Origin of the sequence: Actinotalea endophytica, assembly GCF_025717005.1 — a bacterium.
GTDB lineage: Bacteria > Actinomycetota > Actinomycetes > Actinomycetales > Cellulomonadaceae > Actinotalea.
The window spans coordinates 57417-81644 of record NZ_JAOVZU010000004.1 but is presented as its reverse complement, the minus strand read 5'-3'; the positions used below and the strand labels follow the sequence as shown (position 1 = coordinate 81644).

The 24228-nt window shown below is 74.1% G+C and carries 26 protein-coding genes; 16 read left to right on the top strand and 10 right to left on the bottom strand.

Going from position 1 to position 24228, the window contains the following annotated elements:
• The first annotated feature begins 29 nt into the window (after positions 1-29).
• From OEB99_RS08025 to OEB99_RS08015, 3 genes are all read left to right on the top strand, one after another.
• On the top strand, positions 30-1436 hold the full coding sequence (locus OEB99_RS08025) for a rhamnulokinase (protein WP_263509512.1): 1407 nt from the start codon (positions 30-32) through the stop codon (positions 1434-1436).
• The gene (locus tag OEB99_RS08020; protein WP_263509511.1) at positions 1433-2488 is read left to right on the top strand and encodes a LacI family DNA-binding transcriptional regulator; all 1056 of its coding nucleotides are present in this window, start codon (positions 1433-1435) and stop codon (positions 2486-2488) included. Before OEB99_RS08025 ends, OEB99_RS08020 begins: the two co-directional genes overlap by 4 nt.
• 64 nt (positions 2489-2552) lie before the next feature.
• Positions 2553-2969, top strand: a complete 417-nt coding sequence (locus tag OEB99_RS08015) for an RbsD/FucU family protein (protein ID WP_263509510.1) — start codon at positions 2553-2555, stop codon at positions 2967-2969.
• Between the two features lie 49 nt (positions 2970-3018).
• Here OEB99_RS08015 and OEB99_RS08010 read toward each other — a convergent pair whose 3' ends face one another.
• From OEB99_RS08010 to OEB99_RS07970, 9 genes are all read right to left on the bottom strand, one after another.
• Entirely contained in the window at positions 3019-4038 is a 1020-nt protein-coding gene (locus OEB99_RS08010) for a zinc-dependent alcohol dehydrogenase (protein WP_263509509.1), read from the bottom strand.
• Between the two features lie 86 nt (positions 4039-4124).
• Positions 4125-4589 carry a hypothetical protein gene (locus OEB99_RS08005; protein ID WP_263509508.1) on the bottom strand — a complete coding sequence of 155 codons (465 nt, stop codon included), beginning with the start codon at positions 4587-4589 and terminating at the stop codon, positions 4125-4127.
• Between the two features lie 145 nt (positions 4590-4734).
• Positions 4735-5328, bottom strand: coding sequence for a GNAT family N-acetyltransferase (locus tag OEB99_RS08000; RefSeq protein WP_263509507.1), 594 nt, complete (start codon positions 5326-5328; stop codon positions 4735-4737).
• Between the two features lie 94 nt (positions 5329-5422).
• Positions 5423-5560 (bottom strand): hypothetical protein, encoded by a 138-nt coding sequence (locus OEB99_RS07995; protein WP_263509506.1) that lies wholly within the window; start codon positions 5558-5560, stop codon positions 5423-5425.
• Between the two features lie 164 nt (positions 5561-5724).
• Positions 5725-6132 (bottom strand): TIGR03618 family F420-dependent PPOX class oxidoreductase, encoded by a 408-nt coding sequence (locus tag OEB99_RS07990; RefSeq protein WP_263509505.1) that lies wholly within the window; start codon positions 6130-6132, stop codon positions 5725-5727.
• 6 nt (positions 6133-6138) lie between these two features.
• A complete protein-coding gene (locus OEB99_RS07985; RefSeq protein WP_263509780.1) occupies positions 6139-6483 on the bottom strand; it encodes a chorismate mutase in 345 nt (114 codons plus the stop codon).
• Between the two features lie 109 nt (positions 6484-6592).
• Positions 6593-7714 (bottom strand): 6-phosphofructokinase, encoded by a 1122-nt coding sequence (locus OEB99_RS07980; protein WP_263509504.1) that lies wholly within the window; start codon positions 7712-7714, stop codon positions 6593-6595.
• Between the two features lie 113 nt (positions 7715-7827).
• Positions 7828-8172 (bottom strand): hypothetical protein, encoded by a 345-nt coding sequence (locus OEB99_RS07975; protein WP_263509503.1) that lies wholly within the window; start codon positions 8170-8172, stop codon positions 7828-7830.
• 70 nt (positions 8173-8242) lie between these two features.
• Positions 8243-9007, bottom strand: a complete 765-nt coding sequence (locus OEB99_RS07970) for a glycerophosphodiester phosphodiesterase family protein (protein ID WP_263509502.1) — start codon at positions 9005-9007, stop codon at positions 8243-8245.
• Between the two features lie 142 nt (positions 9008-9149).
• On the opposite strand from OEB99_RS07970, the gene acpS reads away from it, so the two are divergent.
• From acpS to OEB99_RS07920, 10 genes are read left to right on the top strand one after another with little or no spacing between them, the layout of a single operon-like run.
• Positions 9150-9584 carry a holo-ACP synthase gene (gene acpS, locus OEB99_RS07965; protein ID WP_263509501.1) on the top strand — a complete coding sequence of 145 codons (435 nt, stop codon included), beginning with the start codon at positions 9150-9152 and terminating at the stop codon, positions 9582-9584.
• Positions 9581-11350 carry an acetate--CoA ligase gene (acsA, locus tag OEB99_RS07960; protein ID WP_263509500.1) on the top strand — a complete coding sequence of 590 codons (1770 nt, stop codon included), beginning with the start codon at positions 9581-9583 and terminating at the stop codon, positions 11348-11350. The genes acpS and acsA overlap by 4 nt, the downstream gene beginning before the upstream one ends.
• The gene (gene pdhA, locus OEB99_RS07955; RefSeq protein WP_263509499.1) at positions 11347-12330 is read left to right on the top strand and encodes a pyruvate dehydrogenase (acetyl-transferring) E1 component subunit alpha; all 984 of its coding nucleotides are present in this window, start codon (positions 11347-11349) and stop codon (positions 12328-12330) included. The genes acsA and pdhA overlap by 4 nt, the downstream gene beginning before the upstream one ends.
• A 41-nt stretch (positions 12331-12371) precedes the next feature.
• On the top strand, positions 12372-13349 hold the full coding sequence (locus OEB99_RS07950; protein WP_263509779.1) for an alpha-ketoacid dehydrogenase subunit beta: 978 nt from the start codon (positions 12372-12374) through the stop codon (positions 13347-13349).
• Positions 13342-14703, top strand: a complete 1362-nt coding sequence (locus OEB99_RS07945) for a dihydrolipoamide acetyltransferase family protein (protein ID WP_263509498.1) — start codon at positions 13342-13344, stop codon at positions 14701-14703. Before OEB99_RS07950 ends, OEB99_RS07945 begins: the two co-directional genes overlap by 8 nt.
• Positions 14704-14713: 10 nt before the next feature.
• A complete protein-coding gene (locus OEB99_RS07940) occupies positions 14714-14962 on the top strand; it encodes an acyl carrier protein (protein ID WP_263509497.1) in 249 nt (82 codons plus the stop codon).
• 9 nt (positions 14963-14971) lie between these two features.
• Entirely contained in the window at positions 14972-15640 is a 669-nt protein-coding gene (locus OEB99_RS07935) for a dienelactone hydrolase family protein (protein ID WP_263509496.1), read from the top strand.
• Between the two features lie 47 nt (positions 15641-15687).
• Positions 15688-16344, top strand: coding sequence for a TetR/AcrR family transcriptional regulator (locus OEB99_RS07930; protein WP_263509495.1), 657 nt, complete (start codon positions 15688-15690; stop codon positions 16342-16344).
• A complete protein-coding gene (locus OEB99_RS07925) occupies positions 16341-17162 on the top strand; it encodes an ABC transporter ATP-binding protein (protein WP_263509494.1) in 822 nt (273 codons plus the stop codon). Before OEB99_RS07930 ends, OEB99_RS07925 begins: the two co-directional genes overlap by 4 nt.
• Positions 17159-19480, top strand: coding sequence for an ABC transporter permease (locus OEB99_RS07920; protein WP_263509493.1), 2322 nt, complete (start codon positions 17159-17161; stop codon positions 19478-19480). The genes OEB99_RS07925 and OEB99_RS07920 overlap by 4 nt, the downstream gene beginning before the upstream one ends.
• Before the next feature lie 44 nt (positions 19481-19524).
• Here OEB99_RS07920 and OEB99_RS07915 read toward each other — a convergent pair whose 3' ends face one another.
• On the bottom strand, positions 19525-22590 hold the full coding sequence (locus tag OEB99_RS07915; RefSeq protein ID WP_263509492.1) for a PKD domain-containing protein: 3066 nt from the start codon (positions 22588-22590) through the stop codon (positions 19525-19527).
• Between the two features lie 254 nt (positions 22591-22844).
• On the opposite strand from OEB99_RS07915, the gene OEB99_RS07910 reads away from it, so the two are divergent.
• From OEB99_RS07910 to OEB99_RS07900, 3 genes are all read left to right on the top strand, one after another.
• On the top strand, positions 22845-23105 hold the full coding sequence (locus tag OEB99_RS07910) for a sulfurtransferase TusA family protein (RefSeq protein WP_263509491.1): 261 nt from the start codon (positions 22845-22847) through the stop codon (positions 23103-23105).
• A 426-nt stretch (positions 23106-23531) separates the two neighbouring features.
• Entirely contained in the window at positions 23532-23789 is a 258-nt protein-coding gene (locus OEB99_RS07905; protein WP_263509490.1) for a sulfurtransferase TusA family protein, read from the top strand.
• A gap of 7 nt (positions 23790-23796) precedes the next feature.
• On the top strand, positions 23797-24228 hold the full coding sequence (locus OEB99_RS07900) for a hydrogenase iron-sulfur subunit (protein ID WP_263509489.1): 432 nt from the start codon (positions 23797-23799) through the stop codon (positions 24226-24228).

Here is a 24228-nt window from a genome sequence, read left to right as displayed (position 1 = left end):
GGAACAGCTCGGGGAGGGCACAGGCAGGGATGGACGACGTCGCGGCGGTCGCGGTCGACCTGGGTTCCAGCTCGGGCCGGGTGCTGCTCGGGACCGTGCGCGACGACGTCCTGACCCTGACCGAGGTGCACCGGTTCCCGCACGAGGCGCGCGAGCACGACGGCGCGCTGTCCTGGGACCTCGACCGGCTCGAGTCCGAGATCGGCGCCGGCCTGCGCGCAGCCGTGCGCGCGGCGCCGGTGCCGGTCGTGTCGGTCGCGGTGGACACGTGGGGCGTGGACTACGTGCTCCTGGACCGGGCCGGCCGGCGGGTCGGGCCCGGGCACACCTACCGCGACCCGCGCACCGGGCGGATCGCCACGCCGTTCTACGCCCGCTTGTCGGCCGAGCAGCGCTGGGCCGCCACCGGCGTGCACCCCGCCGACATCAACACGGCGAACCAGCTCGCGGCCGAGCTGGCCGAGGGGCGCGAGCTGGACCGGGTTTCGGCCCTGCAGCTCCTGCCCGACTGGTTCGCGCACCGGCTGGGTGGCCGGCCCGGCTGGGGTCGCTCGATCGCGAGCACCACCGGGCTGTGCCGTCCGGGCGCGGCCGGGTGGTCGGAGCAGGTCCTGGCGGCCGACGGGGTGCCGCCCGGATGGCTCGGCCCGGTCACCGCGGACGGCACGGTGCGCGGCCGGTGGACCGAGGACGACCGGGTCGCCGTGGTCTCCGCCGGGCACGACACGGCCTGTGCCGTGCACGCGATGCCGGCCGAGGGCGAGGGGGTCGCGTTCGTCGCGGCCGGGAGCTGGTCCGTCGTCGGGCTCGAGACGCCCGCGCCGGTGGTCACGCCGGACGCGTTCGCCGCCGGGCTGACCAACGAGGCGCGGCTGGACGGAGGCAACCGGCTGCTCGCCAACCTCACCGGCCTGTGGATCCTGCAGGAGTGCGTACGCCAGTGGCGTGACGACGGCGCCCCCGCCGACCTCGTGGCGCTCGTCGCGCAGGCCGAGCGAGTAGCGTCGTCGGGCGTGACGATCGACCCCGACGACCCCCGGTTCGTCGCACCCGGGCGGATGGCCGACCGGGTGGCCGACCACGTCGAGCAGCAGCACGGCGTGCGGATCACGGACCCGGCCCGCCTCGTCCGGCTCGTGCTCGAGAGCCTCGCCGAGTCCTACGCCCGGTCGCTCGCGCGACTGGAGCAGGTGGCCGGGCAGCGGGTGAGCACCGTGCACCTGGTCGGCGGCGGGTCCCGCACCCCGTTCCTGTGCCGGCTCACGGCCGACGCGACCGGCCGGAGGGTGGTCGCCGGGCCGGCCGAGGCCAGCGGCGTCGGCAACGTCCTGGTGCAGCTCGAGGCCACCGGTCGCCTGGGCTCGCGCGCCGACCGCGCCGATCTGGTCCGCCGGTCGTTCGCGCCGGTCGTGGTCGAGCCGGCAGGTGCGCGGTGAACGCGCCGCAGCGCCGGATCGTGATGGCCGACGTCGCCGCGGTCGCGGGCGTGTCCCCGCAGACCGTCTCGCGCGTGCTCAGCGGCTCAGCCCGGGTGAGCGACCTCAAGCGGCGCCAGGTGCTCGCCGCGGTCGAGGCGCTCGGGTACCGCCCCAACCTCGCCGCCCGCGCGCTCGCGTCGAACAAGTCCGGCGCGATCGGTGTGCTGGTGGCCGCGCGTGCACACTTCGGCATGGTCGACACGCTCGTCGAGGTCGAGACCGCGGCGCGCGCGGCCGGGTACTTCCTGGTGCTCGCGATGGAGCAGGACGCCCGGGCGGACTCCGTCCAGGGCGCCTACCGCTACCTCGAGCAGCGCCAGGTCGAGAGCATCGTCGTGCTCGCCCAGTCCCGGACCACGGTGCCCGTGCTGCAGGAGGTCGTCACCCAGACGCCGACCGTGCTGGTCCTGGCCGGGCCCGGCGGCCTGGACGACATCGCGACCGTGGGCATCGAGCAGCGGCTCGGTGGGCGGCTGGCCGCCGAGCACCTGCTGTCCTGCGGGTACCGCGACCTCGTGCACGTCACCGGTGATCTCGGCTGGCAGGACGCGCTGGACCGGGCCGACGGGTTCCGCGAGGCGTGCCTGGCCGCCGGCGTCGAGCCGACCGTCGTCGAGGGCCGTTCCTGGGAGGTCTCCGAAGGTTTCCGCGCCGGGCGGCGCCTGCTCGCCGAGGGGTTGCCGCGCGCCGTGTTCACCGGGAACGACCAGATGGCGCTCGGTCTGCTGAGCGCGCTGCACGAGGCGGGCGTACGGGTCCCCGACGACGTCGCGGTGATGGGCTTCGACGACGCCCCCGGCAGCGCCTGGTGGCCGCCGCCGCTGTCGACCGTGCGCCAGGACTTCCACGCGCTCGGCGGCCGGGTGATCGAGATGGTCCAGGGCCTGCTCACCGGCGACGAGATCCGCGACGAGCGCCTGATGCCGCAGGTCGTCGCACGGGTCAGCACCCTGGGCGCGGATGCGCTCGACGCGCGGGCCCAGGTCGAGCCGGCACCCCCGCCCCGTTGACGCCCCGGCGCGCCCGCGCCGGCACGACGCCCGGGCCACCCGGGCCCGACCCCGAGGAGACGCCGTGCTCAACGGACCGCTCACCCACCCGCCCCTGCTCGCCGCCGTCGCAGCCGCGGGGCACGGGTCGCGCATCCTGGTCGCGGACGGCAACTACCCGCACTCCACGGGCGTGAACCCGGCCGCCGAGCGGGTCTTCCTCAACCTCAGGCCCGGGCTGGCCACGGTCGACGACGTGCTCGAGGTGCTCGTCGAGGCGGTGCCGTTGGAGTCCGTCGCGGTGATGGTGCCGCCGGACGGCGAACCGGTCCCCGCGCACACCGGCTTCAGGCAGATCCTCGGCGACCTCGAGTGGAACCAGGTCGGCCGGTTCGAGTTCTACGACCTGTGCAAGACGCCCGACGTCGCGGTGGTCGTCGCGACCGGCGAGCCGCGGGTCTACGCGAACGTGCTGCTGACGATCGGCGTGCGCACCGCCTGAACGCGGGGTCGCTCGTCGCACCGGCCGCGCGGCGGTGCGACGAGCGGCCTCACCGCACCTGCGGCGTGACGACGGCCTTGAGCCCGGCGCGGGACGCGGCGTCGGCGAGCGCCGTCGCCGCGTCGGTCAGGCCGTGGGTGGACGTGACGACCGCGCGCACGTCGACCGCGCCGCGCTCGGCCAGGGAGATCGCGCGCGGGTAGACGTCCTTCATCCTGCGGACCAGCGCGAGGGTCAGGCCCTTGCGGCGGGTCGGCGCCGCGGGGTAGTGGCTCGTGACGGTCGCCGGGATGCCGACCAGCGCGACCCGTGCGCCGGGCCTGGCGAGCGTCACGCACGAGGCGATCGCGTCGTCCTCGCCGGCGACCTCGAAGCAGCGGTCGGCTCCGTCGCGCCCGGCGAGCAGGTCCGCCCGGAGCGCGTCGTCGGTCAGGTCGTCGGGGTGCGCGACCACGTCGGCCCCCATCGTGAGCGCGGCCTCGCGGCGGTGCGCGAGCGGCTCGATCCCGATCACCCGGGCCGCCCCGGCCGAGCGCAGCAGCTGGACCAGCAGCAGCCCGATCGGGCCGAGCCCGGCCACGACCGCCGTGTCGCCGACCTTGAGGTGGGCGAGGTCGAGCGCGTGGATCGCGACGCCCAGCGGTTCGAGCACCGCGCCGTCGACGGCGGTGAACGAGTCGGACAGCGGCACGAGCCGGTCGGTGGGCCAGGCGATCAGCTCCTGCATCGAGCCGTCGGTCGGGCCGTGGCCGGCGAACCGGATCGAGGGACACAGGTTCGGGTCGCCCTGCAGGCACCGCTCGCAGCGCCCGCACGGGATCGCGGGGTCGACCGCGACCAGGCGGCCGTCGAGCGGGCCGCCGACCACCCGGCCGGCGGTCTCGTGGCCGATCACCATCGGTTCGCTCAGCGCGGTCTCGCCGACGGTGCCCTCGCTCCACCAGTGCAGGTCCGACCCGCAGATCCCGACCGCCTCGACCCGGACCAGGGACTCGCCCGGTCCGGGGTCGGGCGCGGGTTCGTCGGTGATCCGCAGGTCGCGGGGGCCGTGCAGGCGGGCGACGCGCATGTGCTCTCCTCGGCGAGACGGGTGACCGTCCGAGGATGGCACGACGACGCGGGCCGGCGGGCGAGGACGGGCCGGTCGGTGGCCGGTCAGCGCCGGCGCGTGCCCTTCACGGCCGGCGCGAGGTCCACGGTGCTCGCCGCGACCAGGGCCGAGACCGCTGCGGCCACGGCGTCGTCGTCCTCGGGACCCTCGCCCGCAGGCTCGTCACCGGACCGGAAGGCCGCGAGGTTGAGCTGGCGGGTGGTCGTCGTACCGGAGGCGTAGGTGTAGTAGAGCTGCACCGGCGCCTCGCTGCGCACCAGGTCGTACATCCGGTCGAACTCCGAGAACGGGATCATCGCGATCACCGTGATGCCGTCGAAGTTCAGGCCGCCGACGTTCAGCACATGACCGCTCAGGTGGGTGTAGCTCGGCGAGAAGTACAGCGTCGCGTCGTTCTGGATGCCGTGCGCGAGGACCGGTCCGGAGACCTTGATCCAGGAGAACGGCTGGACGGTGTTGGCTCCGGTCTGCACCGAGTAGCGGTGGACGGGGATCGTGGCGACGGGCATGGTTCCCTCCTTCGTCGGCCGCGGGGCGGCTCGAGCGGCCGGTCGGCCGCGGTGATGTGGAGAAGGGAGTGCGCAGGGCGTCGGCAGGTGACCCGGGACGCGGGTGAAACCTCAGAGCCGGTCGGACGTGAGAGCAGGCCGGACGTCAGAGCAGGTCGGACGTGGCCACGAGGTAGGTGCCGCGCACCGTCGGCAGCTCGCGCAGGCCGAGGTAGGAGTAGAAGGCCATGGCCCGATGGTTGTCCGGCGCGACCGCGAGGTGCACACCGGGCACTCCGCGGTCACGGACCGCCGAGAAGAACGTGGCGAGCAGCGCGCGTCCCCAGCCGCGTGAGCGGGCCGGGGCCAGCAGGTCGACGTGCAGGTGGGCCGGGTAGCCGACGAGCTCGGGCAGGAGGTCCCGTTCGGGGTCGTGCAGCTCGCGGACCAGCTGGTCCTCGAGCGGGTCGGTGCGGCGGTCCAGCGGGTAGCGGCCGTCGAGCCGGGGCAGCCATCGGTCCCGGAACGACTCCGCGTACGCCGCGGTGTCCGCGGTGCCGACCAGGTAGCCCACGACCGATCCGCCGAGCTCGACGACCCAGCACAGGTCGGGCTCGAGCTCGAGGTACGGCAGCGCGAAGAGGTCCGCCCACAGGCGGTCGTCGGTCAGGCGCCCGGTCGCGTCCTCGCCGGACAGCGCCGTGCGCAGGCACACGTCGGCGAGGGCGTCGGCGTCGGTGGGGCGGGCGGCACGGATCACGCGCTCATGGTGCCATCCGAACCGCTCGAGCAGGAGGGGGGAGATGGTGCGCGCGGACGGGCCCCGGGTGCGGGGCACGGGGACCGCGGTGCGGTCAGGACTGCGCGGCAGCACCCGGCTGGGTCGGCACGGCGTCGGTCGCGCGGCCCGAGGCGGCCAGGCTCAGGGCTGCCGACTCGGAGAGCTCGAGGCCGGACAGGCGGGCCAGGGCGTTGGCCAGAGCAGTGCTCATCACGGGCCCTTCAGGGAGACGACGGGGTGGTCCGCAGGGACCTCACCAGCACGGTACGAGTGCGGGAGGCGACCCCTGAAGGGGGCCGGTCGCGGTTCGCCCGGATGGCCCAGTCGTGCCGTCCGGGTCTGTCCGCCTTCGTCCGGAAGGTCCGTTCCGGCTGGTCAGGCCCGCGCGGCGCCCCAGCCGTGCCACCGGTCGACCCGCACGCGGGCGTTCACCCGGGCGCGGTCGCGCACGGCGTAGGGGTTGCCGGTGTAGTGCCGGGAGAGCCGGTCGATGCCCGCCAGGTCCTCGTCGTCGGTGATCGAGACCACCTCGCCCTGCACGCTCACGTGGGTGTACCAGTCGTCGCCGGCCAGCGCGGTGAGCGAGACCCGCGGATCGTGGCGCAGGTGCGCCAGCCGCGCCCGGCCGGCGTCGAGGTTGAGCAGCACCGTGCCGTCGTCCTCCAGGAGGTACCAGGTCGCGACCGTGACCGGACGTCCGTCGGGGGCGACGGTGCCCATCACGGCGGGGTTGGGCCTGGCCAGGATCGCGGCGATCTCGGCGGGCAGGGGGGCGGCGGGCACGGCGGCTCAGTCTCCCCGGCCGGCGTGCTCCGACGCGATCCGCTCGTGGTGGTGGATGACCTCCGCGGTCACGAACGCGAGCCACTTCTCGGCGAACGCCGGGTCGAGGTTGGACTCCTCGGCCAGGGCGCGCAGCCGGGCCACCTGAACCTGCTCGCGGGCCTTGTCCGCCGGGGGCAGCCCGGACCTCGCCTTGAGCCGACCGACCTGCTGGGTGAACTTGAACCGCTCGGCGAGCAGGTGCACGAGTGCGGCGTCGATGTTGTCGATGCTCGCGCGCAGCGTGGTGAGCTCGGCCAGGGCCGCCGACCGGGCCGCGGCCGGATCCGTGGCCGATCCGGTGGCCGGCACGGTGTCCGGTTCGGTCGCAGGCTCGGTGGCCGGCTCGGGGCGCTGCTCGCGCGGGCTCGGGTCGCTCACGTGACAGAGCCTAGAGCGCCACCGTTGCCGGCCTGTGTCGTCAGTCGCCCAGCCCGACGCCGATCTTGCGGGCGGCCGAGACCCACTCGTGGTCGGTCGGCACGGTCTTGACGTTGCCGGCGACCTCCTCGAGCGGTACCGGCTCGGTGCCCTCGCCGCGCGCCGCGACCATGTAGCCGTACTGGCCGTCGGCGACCAGGTCGGCCGCTGCCGCCCCGATCCGGGTCGCCAGGAGCCGGTCGGCGGCGCACGGTGTGCCGCCGCGCTGCACGTAGCCGAGGATCGTGACCCGGGACTCCAGACCGGTCGCCGCCTCGAGCTCACGGGCCAGCCGGAAGGTGTGCTCGCGCTGGGCGTCCTCGACGTTGGCCAGGTGGGTCCGCGCCGCACGTTCGGCCTCGGCGCTGCGGGCGTTCTTCACCAGCAGGCGTGCGGCCTCGTAGTCGGCGGTGTCGTCGACGTCGCGCGCACCCTCGGCGACGGCCACCACCGAGAACGAGCTGCCACGGCTCAGTCGGGTCTTGATCGTCTCGGCGACCTTCTCGACCGTGTACGGGAGCTCCGGCACGAGGATCACGTCGGCGCCGCCGGCCAGGCCCGCCCCGAGGGTCAGCCACCCGGCGTTGTGTCCCATGATCTCGGTGAGGATGATCCGGTGGTGGCTGTGCGCCGTCGAGTGCACCCGGTCCAGCGCCTCGGTCGCGATCTCCATGGCCGTGGCGAACCCGAAGCTGGTGTCCGTGCGGGCGATGTCGTTGTCGATCGTCTTGGGCAGGTGCAGCACGTTGAGGCCGGCGTCCATCAGCCGCTTGGCGTTCTTCGCGGTGCCGCCGCCGCCGAGCAGGATCAGGCCGTCCAGGTCCTCCTTCTCGAACATCTCGGCGACGGTCGGCACCATGTCGGTCGGACCGTCGTCGGTGGGGAACTTGTGCACCTTGTCGCGGCTCGTCCCGAGGATCGTGCCGCCGATCGTCAGGATGCCCGACAGCGCGGCGCCGTCCAGCGGCGTGTGGCGGTCGTTGACCAGCCCGGTGATGCCGTCCCGGAAGCCGAGCAGCTCCCAGCCGTAGTGACCGATCGCGGTCTTGCCGAAGCCCCGGATCGCGGCGTTGAGGCCCGGGCTGTCGCCCCCGGCCGTGAGGATCCCGATCCGCTTCGCCATCTCTCGACTCCTCCCGGTCAGCCCGACCCCAGTCTGTCGGGCCGTGCGGAGCGCCACAAGGACGGGCGGGTGGAGCGTGGCGCCCGGGTCGAGCGGGCGGGTCGGATCGCGCCTCAGACCGCTGCGGCGCCCTCGAGGGCCGCTTCGGGCAGCGGGCGCAGCTCGGCGCCGGTCGTGGTCCGCCAGCGACCGATCGGGTCCGCCTCGGAGTACCAGCTGATCGCCTCGCCGTCCCGCTCGTAGCCGAGACCGGCGAGCGCGACCTCGGCCGCAGCGGCCAGGGCGTGCGCGGTGGACTCGTCGTCGTCGTGCGGCTGCCAGCCGTGCACCGCGAGCTCCTCGGCCAGCAGCTCGGCGCGGTGCAGCGGATGGCCGTCGGCGTCGATGGTGACGAACCCGGCGGACACGTGGGCGCCTCCGTCGGTTGCGACGTGGGCGACGTAGCGGGCAGCGGTCATGGTGGGGGACCTCCTCGCCTCACCGATCGGCCGCGCCCGGCACGGCGCAAGGGAACCGGCCATGATCGTGTCACGCGAGCGCGTCGGCCGGGCCGCGCCACGCGCCCCGCGCACGAAGGACGTCGCGCAGCACGTCCGTGTGATCGGTGATCAGACCGTCGACGCCGGTGTCCAGCAGTCGGGTCATCGTCGGGGCGTCGTGCGCGCCCCACACCATCACCCGCAGCCCGAGGTCGTGCGAGCGGGCGACGAGCCCCGGGGTCGGGACCCAGCGGCGCCCGAGCCGGACCGGGAGGTGCACGTAGCCCGCGCTCGGCCGGTGCACCGGCCGACCGGCGAGCAGCGACCCGAGCGAGCGCCACCCCAGCGCGATGCTCAACGCCGGTCCGAGGTCGCCGCGCGCAGCGTCGAGCCAGCGGTCCCACGTGCCGGTGAGGCACACCCGACGGGTCGCGCCCGCCCGGCGGACCGCACGCACGAGCGCCCCGAGGGCGGTCGGCTGCTTGACGTCGAGCATCCACCGGGCCTCGGGCCACGCCGCGAGGAGGTCCTCCAGACGCGGCACCGGGTCCGAGCCGGCGACCCGCAGCCGCCGCGCCTGGTCCCAGGTCAGGTCCGAGAGCCGGCCACTGTGCCCGGTGACCCGGTCCAGCGTGCGGTCGTGGAACGCCACGGCCACGCCGTCGCGGGTGGCGCGGACGTCGGTCTCCAGGTGGCGGAAACCCAGGTGCAGGGCGTGCTCGAAGGCAGCGACCGTGTTCTCCGGGCGCTGTGCCGCACCGCCGCGGTGCGCGACGGCGAGCAGCGACTCGTCGCCGTAGGAAGCGTCGAGCATCGGTCCCCCTTTCCGACCAGAGACATCGGCACGGGCGCCGACGACTGAAGCGGACGCCCGGGCGAAACCCGGGGACCAAGGGCGCTCGCGGCGGGGTCCGTGGCGAGGGAGGCTGGGCTTACGGGCTCCTGTGGGGGATCCGATGAGAGCGAGCGTTCGACATCTCGAGCCGCCGCGCGACGACTCACGGTCACCCCTGCGCCGGTTCGCCGTCGGCGTCGACGTCGTCGCGGTGGACCGGGTCGCCGGACTCGTCGACCGCCGCGGTGAGGCCCTCACGGCGCGTGTGTTCACCGCGGCCGAGCTGCGCGGGTGCCACGGTGACACCCGCCGGCTGGCCGCGCGGCTGGCCGCCAAGGAGGCGGTGGCCAAGGCGCTCGGCACCGGGATCGGGCCGATCGGCTGGCGCGACGTCGAGGTCCCCGTCGTGAGCGGGCCGCCCACGGTCCGGCTGCACGGCGCCGCCCGGGCCGCCGCCCGCCACCAGGGCCTGGAGCGCTGGGGCCTGAGCCTCGCGCACGACTCCACGCACGCCGTCGCGGTCGTCGTGGCGGCCGGAACAGGTGATCCGTCATGACGCACACCACCATCACCAAGACGCACTGGGACGTGCCGCCGTACCTGCCGGCGGACCGCTCCACGGTCGACTTCTCCTGGGAGCTGGCCCGGACCTGGGTCGACGGCCTACCGGGCGGGGGACTCAACATCGCGCACGAGGCGGTGGACCGGCACGCGACCGGAGACCGCGCCGAGCACGTCGCGCTGCGCTGGCTGGGCAAGCACGGCGAGCGGCAGGACCTCACCTACGCCGAGCTGCGGCGGCGCACCAACCGGTTCGCCAACGTGCTCGGGCGGCTCGGCGCCGCCGAGGGCGACGTCGTCTTCGTGCTCTGCGGCCGGGTCCCGGACCTGTACATCTCGGTCCTCGGCGCGCTCAAGGCGCGGTGCGTGGTGAGTCCGCTGTTCTCGGCGTTCGGCCCCGAGCCCGTGCGGCAGCGCATCGAGATCGGCAGAGGTCGGGTGCTCGTCACCACGAGGACCGCGTACGCCCGCAAGATCGAGCCGCAGCGGGACCGCCTGCCGACCCTCGAGCACGTGCTGCTGGTCGACGTCCCGGCGGACGCCGATCCGCCGGCCGGGACGCTGTCGCTCGCCGCGCTGATGGCTGAGGCCTCCGACGGGTACACGATCGGCCCGACCGACCCGGAGCAGCCCGCCCTACTGCACTTCACCAGCGGCACCACGGGGACGCCCAAGGGTGCGGTCCACGTGCACGAGGCGGTCGTGATGCACGAGGCGACCGGGCGCTTCGCGCTCGACCTGCACCCCGACGACGTGTTCTGGTGCACGGCCGACCCCGGCTGGGTGACCGGGACGTCGTACGGGATCATCGCGCCGCTGTCCCGCGGGGTGACCAGCATCGTCGACGAGGCCGACTTCGACGCCGAGCGGTGGTACGCGATCCTGCGCGACGAGCGCGTGACGGTCTGGTACACCGCGCCGACCGCGGTCCGGCGGCTGATGCGGATCGGCGGTGGCCCCGGCGCCGGCCTGGACCACCTGCGGTTCGTGGCCAGCGTGGGCGAGCCGCTCAACCCGGAGGCGGTGACCTGGGGCGTGGAGGTGCTCGGCCTGCCGATCCACGACACGTGGTGGCAGACCGAGACCGGCGGGATCATGATCGCCAACACCGCCGCCGCGGAGATCCGGCCGGGCTCGATGGGGCGGCCGCTGCCGGGGGTCGAGGCCGCGGTGCTGCGCCGGGGGCCCGGCGGCGCGGTCGTCACCGGCGGCGAGGTCGAGGTGCTCGGACCGGACGTCGAGGGCGAGCTCGCGCTGCGGCCGGGCTGGCCGTCGATGTTCCGCGGCTACCTGGGCCAGCCCGAGCGCTACGCGGCCTGCTTCGCGGGCGGCTGGTACCTCACCGGTGACCTGGCGACCGTGGACCGGGACGGCTACGTGTGGTTCCTCGGTCGCGCGGACGACGTGATCAAGTCCTCCGGTCACCTGATCGGGCCGTTCGAGGTCGAGAGCACGTTGCTCGAGCACCCGGCCGTGGTCGAGGCGGGCGTGATCGGCCTGCCCGACCCGTTGGCCGGCGAGGTGGTCAAGGCGTTCGTCGTGCCGGCCCGCGGCGTCGAGCCGGACGACGCCCTGCGTCGCGAGCTGATCGGGTTCGGGCGCTCGCGGCTCGGCGCGGCCGTCGCGCCGCGCGACCTGGCGTTCGTCACCGAGCTCCCGCACACCCGGAGCGGCAAGATCATGCGCCGCCTGCTGCGCGCCCGGGAGCTCGGCCTGCCGATCGGTGACCTGTCCACCCTCGAGGGGGAGGAGCCGGCATGAGAGATCCGCTGCTCGACCTGGATCGCAGCGAGGCCCTGCGCCTGCTGCACGAGATGGTGCGCATCCGGCGGTTCGAGGAGCGCTGCGTGGAGCTGTACTCCGCGGAGCGGATCCGCGGCTTCCTGCACCTGTACATCGGCGAGGAGGCGGTCGCCGCGGGCGCGATGGGTGCCCTGCGCCCGACCGACGCGGTCGTGGCGACCTACCGCGAGCACGGCCACGCGCTGGCCCGAGGTGTGGGTGCGCCGTCGATCATGGCCGAGATGTTCGGCGTGGTCGAGGGGTGCAGTCGCGGTCGTGGCGGCTCGATGCACCTGTTCGACGCGTCGACCCGGTTCTACGGCGGCAACGCGATCGTCGCCGGCGGCCTGCCGCTCGCGGTGGGGCTGGCCCTGGCCGACCGGATGTCCGGGCGGGACGGCGTGACAGCGTGCTTCTTCGGCGAGGGGGCCGTCGCGGAGGGCGAGTTCCACGAGGCGATGAACCTCGCGGCGCTGTGGTCGCTGCCCGTGCTGTTCTGCTGCGAGAACAACCTCTACGCGATGGGCACCGCGCTCGAGCGGTCGGAGTCCGAGACCGACCTCGCGCTCAAGGCGTCCGGGTACGGCGTCACGGCGTGGGCCGTGGACGGCATGGACGTGCTGGCCTGCGCGGCTGCCGCCCGGCGTGCGGTCGACACGGTGCGCGGGGGCGGCGGGCCGGTGTTCCTGGAGTTCCGCACGTACCGGTTCCGCGCCCACTCGATGTACGACCCCGAGCTCTACCGCTCCAAGGAGGAGGTCGAGCGGTGGCGCGAGCGCGACCCGATCGACCTGTTCACGGCGCGTCTGGCGGCGGCGGGTCTGCTCGAGCCCGGCGACCTGGACCGCATCGAGGACGAGGTGGTCGCCGAGATCGACGAGGCGGTGCGGTTCGCGGAGGCCGGGACGCCCGAACCGGTCGAGGACCTCACCAAGGACGTGTACCGGAGGGCCGTGTGATGACGACGACCGAGAAGGAGCGGACGGCCGAGAAGGCGACCGTGACCCTGACCTTCCGCGAGGCCTTCCACGAGGCCCTGCGCGACGCGCTGCAGCGCGACCCGACCGCGTTCCTGATGGGCGAGGACGTCGGCCGCTACGGCGGGTGCTTCGGCGTCAGCCGCGGGCTGCTGGACGAGTTCGGGCCCGAGCGCGTGCGGGACACGCCGCTGTCGGAGTCCGGCTTCGTCGGGGCGGGGATCGGGGCCGCGCTCGGCGGCATGCACCCGATCGTCGAGGTGATGACGGTCAACTTCAGCCTGCTCGCGCTGGACCAGATCGTGAACAACGCGGCGACGATGCTGCACATGTCCGGCGGGCAGCTGAACGTGCCGCTGGTGATCCGGATGACGACCGGCGCCGGCCGGCAGCTCGCCGCGCAGCACTCGCACAGCCTGGAGGGCTGGTACGCGCACATCCCGGGCATCAGGGTGCTCGCCCCGGGCACCCTGGCGGATGCGCGCGGCATGCTCTGGACGGCACTGCAGGACCCGGACCCGGTGCTGATCTTCGAGAACGGTGCGCAGTACGGGGTGGCCGGGGAGCTGGCGGCCGACGCCGGACCGGTCGAGATCGACCACGCGGCGGTGCGACGTGCCGGTGACGACCTGACGGTGATCGCCTACGGCGGTTCGGTGCCGCGCGCGCTCGCGGCAGCCGAGGAGCTGGCCGGTGACGGTGTCTCCGCCGAGGTGGTGGACCTGCGCACGCTGCGGCCGCTGGACGACGCGACCGTTCTCGACTCGGTGCGTCGGACGCACCGGGCCGTCGTGGTCGACGAGGGCTGGCGCAGCGGAGGGCTGTCCGCCGAGGTCGCCGCCCGGATCGTCGAGGGCGCGTTCTACGAGCTCGACGCGCCGGTGGCGCGGGTGTGCGGCGCGGAGGTGCCGATCCCGTACGCCAAGCACCTCGAGCAGGCGGCGGTGCCGCAGGTCGCGGACGTCGTCTCGGCGGCTCTGGAGGTGGTCGGCAGTGGCTGAGTTCCGGATGCCGTCCCTCGGGGCGGACATGGACGAGGGCACCGTGGTCGCCTGGCGGGTGGCCGTCGGGGACCACGTGGACAAGGGCGACATCGTCGCCGAGGTGGACACCGACAAGTCGGTCATCGAGGTGGAGACCTTCACCAGCGGTGTGGTGACCGAGCTCCTCGTGCCGGAGGGTGACCGGGTCCCGGTCGGGACACCGCTCGCGACGATCTCGGCGGAGAAGAAGGCTCCTGCGCGCAGACGCACCGGCGTCGAGCAGCGCACCGGGCGCAAGACCGCCGCGTCGCGGCCGCCGCGCGCGCCGGCCCCGGCGGACGAGCCGGCTCCGGTCAACGTCGCCGCGCGGTCACGGGCTCCCGGGCCCGCGCCGCGCGCCCGGCCGTCGCGCGCCCCCGCCGGGACCCGGGTGGCGTCCTCGCCGCTGGCCCGCAGGCACGCAGAGGCTCTCGGCATCGACCTCGCCACGGTCCCGGGCACGGGCCCGGGTGGCGCGGTGACCACGGTCGACGTGGAGCACTTCGCTGCCGCGCGGTCGGCCGCGGCGACCGAACCGACCCGGACGGCTGTGCCGATCACTGTGCCGGTCACTGTGCCGGCGGCGGCGCGGCCGACGAAGCGCACGCCGACGTCCGGCGAGCCCGGCACCGGCGCGACGCCGGTGACCCCGCTGAGCGGCGCCGAACGCCAGGCCGCGCTGCGGCGTGCGGTCGCTGCGGCGATGGCGCGGTCCAAGCGCGAGATCCCGCACTTCTACCTCGCGACGGACATCGACCTGCACCGGGCGACCACGTGGCTCGACGAGCACAACGCATCCGTGCCGGTCACCGACCGGGTGCTGCTCGCCGCGCTGCAGCTCAAGGCCGTCGCGCTCGCGCTGCGCGAGGTCCCCGAGCTCAACGGCCACTGGCTGGACGACGCCCTGCGGCCGGCGGAGAACGTGCACCTCGGGGTCGCGATCGCCCTGCGCGGCGGGGGACTGGTCGCTCCGGCGATCCACGACGCGGACCGCCTCTCGGTGACCGAGCTGATGGCCGCGCTGCACGACCTCGTGGGCCGGGCGCGGGCCGGGCGGATCCGCTCGTCGGAGATGTCCGACCCGACGGCGACCGTGACGAACCTCGGCGACCAGGGTGTGGACGCCGTGCAACCCGTGATCAACCCGCCGCAGGTGGCGATGGTCGGCTTCGGCCGGGTGCGGGACCGCGCCTGGGCGGTCGACGGGATGCTCACGGTCCGCCCGGTGACGACCGCGTCGCTCGCGGCCGACCACCGGGTGACCGACGGTCACCGTGGCGCGGCCCTGCTCGCCGCGATCGACCGGCTGCTGCAGCAGCCGGACCGGCTCTGAGGAGGACGAGATGGACACCACGTCCCTGCAGCAGACCGTGCTGGGCGTGCTCGGCCAGGTGGCGCCCGAGGTCGACCTGGACGACGTCGACCCGGCCGAGGACCTGCGTGAGCAGCTCGACCTGGACTCGATGGACATCCTCGACATGGCGATCGGCCTGTTCCAGGTCACCGGGGTCGAGATCCCGGAGTCCGACTACGCCGAGATCGTCACGGTCGACGGTGCGGTCGCGTACCTCACCGCGCACGCCCCGGCCTAGGAGGACGCGATGGGCGAGGTGGTGCGGGTCGACGGCGACGGCGTGGTGCTCGAGGGTGACCTCGAGGTCCCGGACGACGCCCGCGCGGTGGTGGCCTTCGCGCACGGCAGCGGGAGCAGCCGGTTCAGCCCGCGCAACCGCCAGGTGGCGCACGGCCTGAACCGCGCCGGCCTCGGCACGCTCCTGCTCGACCTGCTCACCGCGAAGGAGGGTGAGGCCGACGAGCGCACGCACCACCTCAGGTTCGACATCCCGCTGCTCGCCGAGCGCACGGCCGGCGCGGTCGACTGGCTGGGCGCCGACCCGCGGACTGCCGGCCTGCGGGTGGGGCTCTTCGGGGCGAGCACGGGTGCGGCCGCCGCGCTGATCGCGGCGGCGAGGCGACCCCAGGTCACGGCGGTGGTGTCGCGCGGCGGCCGGCCGGACCTCGCCGAGGCGGCGCTTCCCGGGGTGCGCTGCCCGGTGCTCCTCGTGGTGGGCGGCAACGACCCGCAGGTGCTCGCGCTGAACACCTCGGCGGCGCAGGTGCTGCCGAACGCTCGGCTCGAGGTCGTCGACGGCGCCACGCACCTGTTCGAGGAACCTGGTGCCCTGGCCTGGGTGACGTCCATCGCGGCGGCCTGGTTCCTGCGCTGGTCGGAGCCCCGGCATGCCGGCCCGGACGTCGGCGGCGCGTGACCGCGGGGACCGCCCGCCGCGCACTGTACGAGTGTATAGTGCTGTACGTGCGTACAGCCGACGAGTGGCCACCGGGCAAGACCCGGCTGCGGGACACCGCGCTCCAGCTGTTCGCCGAACGCGGGCCGGATGCCGTGAGCGTGCGTGAGGTCGCCGCCGCGGCGGGCGTCTCGCCGGGCCTCGTGGTGCACCACTTCGGTACCAAGCAGGCGCTGCGCGAAGCGGTCGACGACCACGTCGCCGATCTGCTCGAGTCGATGCTCAGCAGTCTCGACGACGCGATGCAGGGCGACGCGCAGGAGATCGCGGCCGGATCGGCCGGCCTGCTGCTCGAGCACCTCGGCCCAGGGTCCCCGGTTCCCGCGTACCTGCGCCGCCTGCTCGTCTCGAGCGAAGGTGGCGAGCTCTTCCGGCGCTGGTACCGGATGACCCTCGAGGTCACCGAGCGGATGGTCGAGGCCGGGGTCTTCCGGCCGTCCGCCGACCCCGAGGTCCGCGCCGCGTTCCTGCTGGTCAACGACCTGGGGGTGTTCCTGCTGCGGGATCAGCTGCGCGACGCGCTCGGCGTCGACCCGCTCGGTGCGCAGGGCGCCGAGCGCTGGGCCGCCGGTGTCGTCGAGGCCTATCTCCACGGGGTCGTGGCGTCGCCGCCCGACGGCCCGTCGGCTCTGGGACCGGGCGGCGAGGGGGAGGGTGACGGATGAGCGGGCGGCACGAGGCGGCGGACGAGCGAGGGCATGGCGCCACGCAGCAGGCGGAGCACGGGTCCGGCGACGAGCGGCGTCCCGAGGCCCGGCCCCGGGACGGTGGCGCGGCGCGCGGCGGCGTCCGGCTGGCCGACGTGCACAAGGTCTTCGGTGCCGGCGACGCGGAGGTCCGCGCGCTGGACGGTGTCGACCTCGAGCTCGCGCCCGGTTCGTTCACCGTGGTGCTCGGGCCGAGCGGCTCCGGCAAGACCACGCTGCTGAACGTCGTCGGCGGGATCGAGCAGACGACCTCGGGCACGGTCGTCGTCGCCGGCGAGGAGATCTCGGGCCGCAGCCCGGTGGACCTGGCCGGCTTCCGGCGTGAGCACGTCGGCTTCGTCTTCCAGTTCTTCAACCTCGTCCCCACCCTCACGGCGCGCGAGAACGTCGAGATCATCGTGGAGCTGACCGGGATCGGCGATCCGGGCCGGGTGCCCGAGCTGATGGCTCAGGTGGGGCTCGCGGACCGTTCCGAGCACTTCCCGGCCCAGCTGTCCGGCGGCCAGCAGCAGCGGGTCGCGATCGCCAGGGCGCTGGCCACCGACCCCGACGTGCTCCTCGCCGACGAGCCGACCGGGGCGCTCGACCTCACGACCGGTCGGCAGATCCTTGCGCTGCTGCTCGACCTGAACCGGGCGGGCCGGACCGTGGTGGTCGTCACGCACAACGTGTCCGTCGCCCAGATCGCCGACACCGTGGTCACGGTCGTGGACGGACGGGTGCAGTCGGTCGAGCGCAACGACGAGCCGGCCTCGGCGGAGGCGGTGTCCTGGTGAGAGCGACCACCCGCAAGGCACTGCGCGACCTGCGCCGCCAGCGGACCCAGGTGGGAGCCGTCGCGCTCACGGTGGCGCTCGGCGTGGCGATGTACGTCGCCAGCGCGGGCGCGTTCCGCAACCTGTCCACGTCCTACGAGGGCACGTACGAACGGCTGGGGTTCGCCGACGTGGTCGCGAGCGGGACCGACCCGCAGGCGCTGGCCGACGCCGCGCTCGGAGCCGGCGCGGCCGAGGCGATCGTGCGGACCACGGCGGACCAGCCCATGACGATCGGCGGCACCCGGCTGCAGGGTCGGCTGGTCGGGTTGCCGGCGGACGCCCACCCCGCGGTGGACGACGTGGACGTGGTGGACGGCGACTACCTCTCGGCCGACGACCCCGACGGCGTGCTGCTGGAGAAGCACGCGGCCGCGACGTTCGACCTGGGACCGGGCGACCACCTGCAGGTGCTGAGCCCGAGCGGCTGGCACGAGGTCACCGTCCGTGGCGTCGTCATCTCGCCCGAGTACCTCTGGCCGGCGCCGAGCCGGCAGCAGGTGCTCGGTGACCCGTACGGCTTCGCGGTCGTCTTCGCCGCCGAGGACCAGGTCCGGGCGTGGTCGGGGCAGGGCCCCACGGAGGCGTTGGCGCTGCTCGACGGGACCGACCGGACCACGGTGATCGAGGCGGTGCGCGCCGCCGGCGCGACCGACGTGCTCACCCGCGAGGACAACCCGTCGGACGCGGCCCTGCACCTCGACCTCGACGGCTTCGACAAGATGTCCGTCGCCTTCCCGCTGCTGTTCCTCACCGCAGCCACCGTCGCGGCGTACGTGCTGCTCGCCCGGCGGGTGCTCTCCGAGCGCCCGGTGATCGGCACGCTGATGGCGGCCGGCGCCAGACGCGGACACCTGATCTGGCACTACGTGCTCCAGGGCCTGCTCATCGGGCTGGCCGGATCGGCCACCGGTGCGGCCCTGGGTGCGCCGTTGACCGTCCTGATCACCAAGGAGTACACGACCGAGCTCGGCATCCCGGACACGGTCGTGGCCGGGCACCCCGACCTCGTGGTGATCGGGCTCGCGCTGGGCGTCGTGGTCGGCGCGATCGGCGCGGCCGTGCCGGCGTTCGTCGCCGCGCGGACCGTGCCGGCCGAGGCCATGCGCAACCAGGTGGTGCTCGCCGGGCAAGGCTGGTGGGGCGCGGCCGTCTCGCGGCTGCGCGTGCTGCCGGCCACCACCCGGATGGCGCTGCGAGACGTGGTGCGTAACCCGCGCCGCACCCTGGCGACGATGCTCGGATCGGTCATCGCGCTCGTGCTCGTCCTCGCGTCGGTCGGACTGATGACGTCGATGATCACGGCGCTGGACGCGCAGTACGGCACGATCCAGCGGGAGGACGCGCAGGTCGTCGTGGTGCCGGGCACCACGGACCAGGTCTCCGCGTCGCTGGACGCGACCGACGGCGTCACGACGGTCGAGCCGTCGCTCGTCGCGCGGGTCACAGTCAGCTCCGGCGACAAGAGCTACGCCACCGACCTCCAGGGCTTCGAGCCCGGCACGGCGATGCACGGGTTCGTCGACGGCGGGTCCGACGTGCCGCTGCCGACCGACGGCGTGCTCGCCGGAGCCAGGCTCGCCGACCTGCTGGACGTCTCCGTCGGCAGCACCCTGACCTTCACGGACGCGGCAGGCGCGACGTCGACCGCCACCCTCGCGGGCTTCGTGGACGAGCCGCTAGGCACGCTCGTCTACGGCACGAGGCAGACCGTCTCCTCGTTGGTCGCCGACCCCGCCGAGGTGCTGCTCGTCCAGTTCGACGAGGGCGCGGACCGCAGCGCGCTGCGCTCGACGATCACGACCATGGACGACGTGCTCGCCTACAGCGACACGCGGGCGCTGCTCACCATGATCGAGAGCTACCTGGGCCTGTTCTGGGCGTTCGTCGGCGTCGTGGTGGTCCTCGGTGGCGTGCTGGCGCTCGCGGTGATCGAGGTCACCATGGCGGTGAACCTCGTCGAGCGCACGATCGAGCTGGCGACGCTGCGCGCCGCCGGGGTGACCGTGCGACGGGCCGCCGGCGTGCTCGCCACGGAGAACATCGTCGCGATCATCGCGGGCCTGCCGTTCGGCCTCGTCGCGGGGTTCTTCGCCGCGCGGGGCATGCTCGGGCTGTTCAACAGCGACATGTTCATCATCGAGCTCGACCTCGGCTGGTGGGTCCTCGGACTGGCTGCGCTCGGCGTGCTCCTCGCCGCGGCGGCGTCGCAGATCCCGGCGGCTCGCGCGATCCGGCGCCTCGACGTGGCGCAGGTGGTCCGGGAACGGGCTGCCTGACGCCGGTCGGGGTCGCCGGGACGCGCTCCCGTCGGCGTGCGCGATCAGGGCAGCCGGACGGCGAGGTCGTCGACGCTGAGCACGATCGGCGTGTTCGTCGCGCTGCTCGACAGGTAGTTGTTGATGCCGACGTAGCCGGACGTCTGCAGCGCCGCGGTCGTGTCAGTCGCGGACGCCAGCCACGCCGCCGGCTCGGCGCTCGCGGCCGACCAGACCTTCGCCCGCAGGAGCGTCGGGTTGGTGCCCGAGGCCTGCACCCGGACGACGAGCCGGTCGCCGGCCGTGAAGGTCAGCCCCGGCACGGTCGCCACCGGCACGATCGCCGTCTCCGAGCCCTCGACGCGGGCGAGGCCGAGCTGGACCGCACCGTTGCTGCGGATCTGCAGGCGCACCCGGTACTCGCCGGCCGCGGTCCGCCGGGGCGCGATCGCGGTGTAGAGCCCCGAGCCGCCGGGGACCTTGTCGGAACCCAGCGTGACGACCAGGTCCGTGCTCGCCGTCGCCGACCCGGGCAGGGACACGTCCGGCCCCGAGCCACCGCTCGGCAGCAGGATCCGGCCCTCGCCGCCCGACACCGAGTAGACGCTTGCCGCCCCGGAGGTCGACCAGGGTCCGCCGAGGTCGGCGGTGCCCCAGCCGTCGGTCACGGTGCGGGTGAAGGTGTCCAGGGCGAGCGCGGCGCCGGGGTCGACGACCGTGACGTCCTGGCTGGTGGTGGCGGTCGCGTCGTCGTCGTCGGTGACGGTGAGCTCGACGGTGTAGGTGCCGCCGGCGGCGTACTCGTGGGTGGTGGTCTCGCCGGTGCCGGTGGTCCCGTCGCCGAAGTCCCAGTCCCAGGCCACGACCGTGCCGTCCGGGTCGGTCGACGTCGTGCCGTCGAGGGACACGCCCAGGCCGGTGACCGACGCGGTGAAGGCGGCGGCCGGCGGCTGGTTCACCGTCGGGTCGAACACCGTGACGTCGACGGCCGTCGAGCCGGTGGCACCACCGTCGTCGGTGACGGTGAGCTGGACGGTGTAGGTGCCGCCGGTTGCGTACTCGTGGGTGGTGGTCTCGCCGGTGCCGGTGGTCCCGTCGCCGAAGTCCCAGTCCCAGGCCACGACGGTGCCGTCGGGATCGGCGGAGGCGGTGCCGTCCAGGCCCACGGACAGACCGTCCGGCGTCGCGGTGAACGCCGCGACCGGCGCCAGGTTGCCGCCGGGGACGGCGCCGACCGGGCCGGCCCACCAGTCGTCCACGGAGAGGGTGAACGCCGGGCCGGCGCTGCTGGTCGCGTACGCGGACAGGCCCACCCCGCCGGGGACCTGCAGCCCGGCCGTGGCGTCGCTGAACTCGCTGAACCACCCGGCGGGCTCGCTCTCGCCGAGCTTCCACACCTTGGCGCGCTCCACCGTCGGACCGGTGCCCTCCACCTGGAGCCGGATCCGCAGCCGGTCGCCGGCGGCCACGGTCAGGCCGGGCACGAAGCCCCCGGCGACCACGGTGCCGTTGCCGCGGGTCATCTGCAGCGCCACGGTGCCGTCGGGGTAGTACCGCAGCCGGGCCCCGTAGAACTCGGCTGCCGAGACACGGCGGCCCTGCACGTGGACCCAGGCGCCACTGCCTGCCGGGACCAGGTCGGTGGCGAGGGTGAGCTGCACCTCGGTCGAGGCGGACGACACACCGGTCTGCCAGGACGCGACGGACGCGCCCGGTGCCATCGACCACGTGCCGGTCGAGCCGGTCACGGCGAAGCGGGACGACGTGCCGGAGGTCGACCAGGGTCCGCCGAGGTCGGCGGTGCCCCAGCCGTCGGTCACGGTGCGGGTGAAGGTGTCCAGGGCGAGCGCGGTGCCGGGGTCGACGACCGTGACGTCGTGGCTGGTGGTGGCGGTCGCGTCGTCGTCGTCGGTGACGGTGAGCTGGACGGTGTAGGTGCCGCCGGTCGCGTACTCGTGGGTGGTGGTCTCGCCGGTGCCGGTGGTCCCGTCGCCGAAGTCCCAGTCCCAGGCCACGACGGTGCCGTCGAGGTCCGACGACGCGGTCGCGTCGAGCGTCGCGGTGAGCCCGGACGTCGCCGTCGAGAAGGCGGCGAGGGGTGGCTGGTTGGTCGCGGGCCCGCCCGCGGTGATCGTGAAGCCGTCGGTGAACGAGCTGCCGGACGCGCGGGCGAAGGACGCGGTGAGGCTGGTCGCGGTCGCCCGGACGTCGAGGGCGCCCCAGGTGGGGTCGGCCGAGCCGGACGCTGCGACGAAGTACCCGATCTCCGGGTCGTCGGTGTGCACCGCCCGCTGGACCTGGCCGCCGGTCCCGACCGTGGCGAACACCGTTCCGGCGCCCTTGACCAGGTCGTCGTCGGCGTCGGCGATGCAGTCGGGGTCGGCCTCGACGCCCGGGGTCAGCGTCGTGCACCCGGTGCCGAGCGCGAGCTGCGCGGTGCGCTGGTAGAGGTGCTCGTGCCCGGTGAGCACGAGGTCGACGCGCTTGGTGAGCAGGAGCTGGTTCAGGTCGGGGCCCGGGTCGCAGGCGTACTCGCCGAGCGAGAGGCACGGCTTGTGCAGCGCCACGACGACCCACGGGATGCCGGAGCTGCGGGCTCCGTCGATCGCCGCGGCGGTCCACTCGTACCGGGGGCTCCCGGCGGTGTACTGCCAGGTCCCGTCCGGGAACGTCAGGGCGGGCGAGATCGCGACCACCCGGACCAGCGGGTCGCCGGCCGGCACGTCGACGTACCACTGACGGCCGTAGGTGCCGATCAGCCCGGGGAGCTGGTTCGGCAGGCATGCGGAGAAGTCGTTGATGTTGCCGTTCAGGCCGTTCGACTCGTGGTTGCCCGCGATGAGCTCGAACGGGAAGCCGGCACCGACCCCGGCGGTGACCAGGTCGCACCAGGCCTGCTCGGCGCCCGTGGTGCCGTACGAGAGGTCGCCCAGGGCGAGGTTGAAGTCGGGTGCGAGGCCGCCGATCGTGGCGAACACGGCCTGCGCGTTGCTCCCGGCGGCGTAGTCGCCGGCCGCCGTGAAGTGCACCTCGGGTTCGTCGCCGACGGCGGTGGCCACCGGACCTGCGAGGGCCGCGGGTGCGATCGTCGCCACCGCGAGGAGGGCTGCTGCGAGGATCCGACGGTCCATGGGGGCTCCCGGGGTCGACGCTCGATTGTGACGCACGTCACGTTGGCCCGGAAAGGGGCAAACGTCGCAATTCGGGCTCGCGGGCCGCTCCGGACGACGTCACGAGCCTTGGACGTGGGCGGGCTCCGCGCTGGGCGAGCCCGGGCGGCCCGGCCGGTCGAGGGACCTAGGCCCCTGACAAATCCCGGCCCGCGAGGCATCGTGGAGCCAGCCGACGACGGGTCGGCGGGCTGCACCTCGACGGGGAGGCGCTCATGTCCGGTGGCGTGACAACGCTGAAGTCCTTGACCTGTGACCTCGTGGTGGACGCCAGAGGGCGGCGCCGGCCGGGTCCGGTGCTCGCGGTGAAGAAGTCGATCGGCGAGGCGAAGGTGGGCGGCGTCCTGCAGCTGCTCGCGACCGACCCGACGACCCTCGCCGAGGTGCCGTCGTGGAGCGCGAAGGTGGGGCACGAGTACCTCGGCGCCTACGAGGACGGCGGCGACCTGCACCTGTTCGTGCGCCGGCTCTCCTGACGCCTCGCAGGCAATCCTGACGCCTCGCGTGTGCCGTCCTGACGCCTCGCGTGTGCCGTCCTGACGCCTCGCGTGTGCCGTGCTGACGCCTGGAGACGCCGCCGTCCGCGCGGCCTCCCGAGCCACCCTCTCGGACCAATGTCACGGATACCGGCGGGGGTATAGCGGGACCCTTGACCCAGCGCGTCCGGACTTTGTGATTCGCTTCACAAAATACCCCCGGGGGTAGGGACGTAGGACCCCCGGTCCCGTGCGCCCGCGGTTCGACGCTGAGGCCGTGGCGATCACACCAGGCCCGATGACGGGTCCCCGGAGCAGCCGTGTCGAGGCTGCCTCCCGTGCTGTCGTGCGCGCCCCCCACCTGCGTCCGTCGTCCACCGGGGCGACGGCTCTCCTGCACCACCACAGCACCCTGGGAGGGGACTCATGACCGCCGCAGCCGAGGAGCTCAAGGCCCTCACGAACACCGTCGTCGTCGACGCCCGTGGCACCTCGTGCCCCGGCCCGATCCTGGCCGCGAAGAAGGCCGTCCGGGGCGTGGCCTCCGGCGCCGTCATGGAGGTCCTCGCGACCGACTCCGGCACCCTCAAGGACCTGCCGGCCTGGGCCAAGAAGATGGGTCACGAGTACCTGGGCCACTACGAGGACGCCGGCTACCTGCGCCTCTTCATGAAGATGAAGTGACCTGCGGATGAGCGACCACGACGGCTCCGGCGAGCCGATGCCCCGGATCCTGGTGTTCTCCACGAACAACATCTCCGACCCGGGCATCGACCTCGCCGGGAGCCGGCACCTGCACTACCCGGCGACGGTCTCCGTGCTCGCCGTGCCCTGCTCGAGCGGCATCAAGCCGGCCTGGATCGTGCGGGCTCTCGAGAACGGCCAGGACGGTGTGTTCATCGCCTCCGACGGCGAGGAGTGCGCCTACCTGCCGGACTGCGCCGAGCGCACCGCGCACATCGTCACGCGTGCGCAGGAGCTGATGGCCGAGAAGGGCCTGGAGCCGCAGCGGCTCAAGATGGCCGCCGTCTGCTCGGTCTGCGCGGAGCCGTTCGCCAACTACATGCGGGAGTTCTCGGCCGCCCTCGTCCAGCTCGGGCCCAAGCCCGTGCCGGTCGGCTGA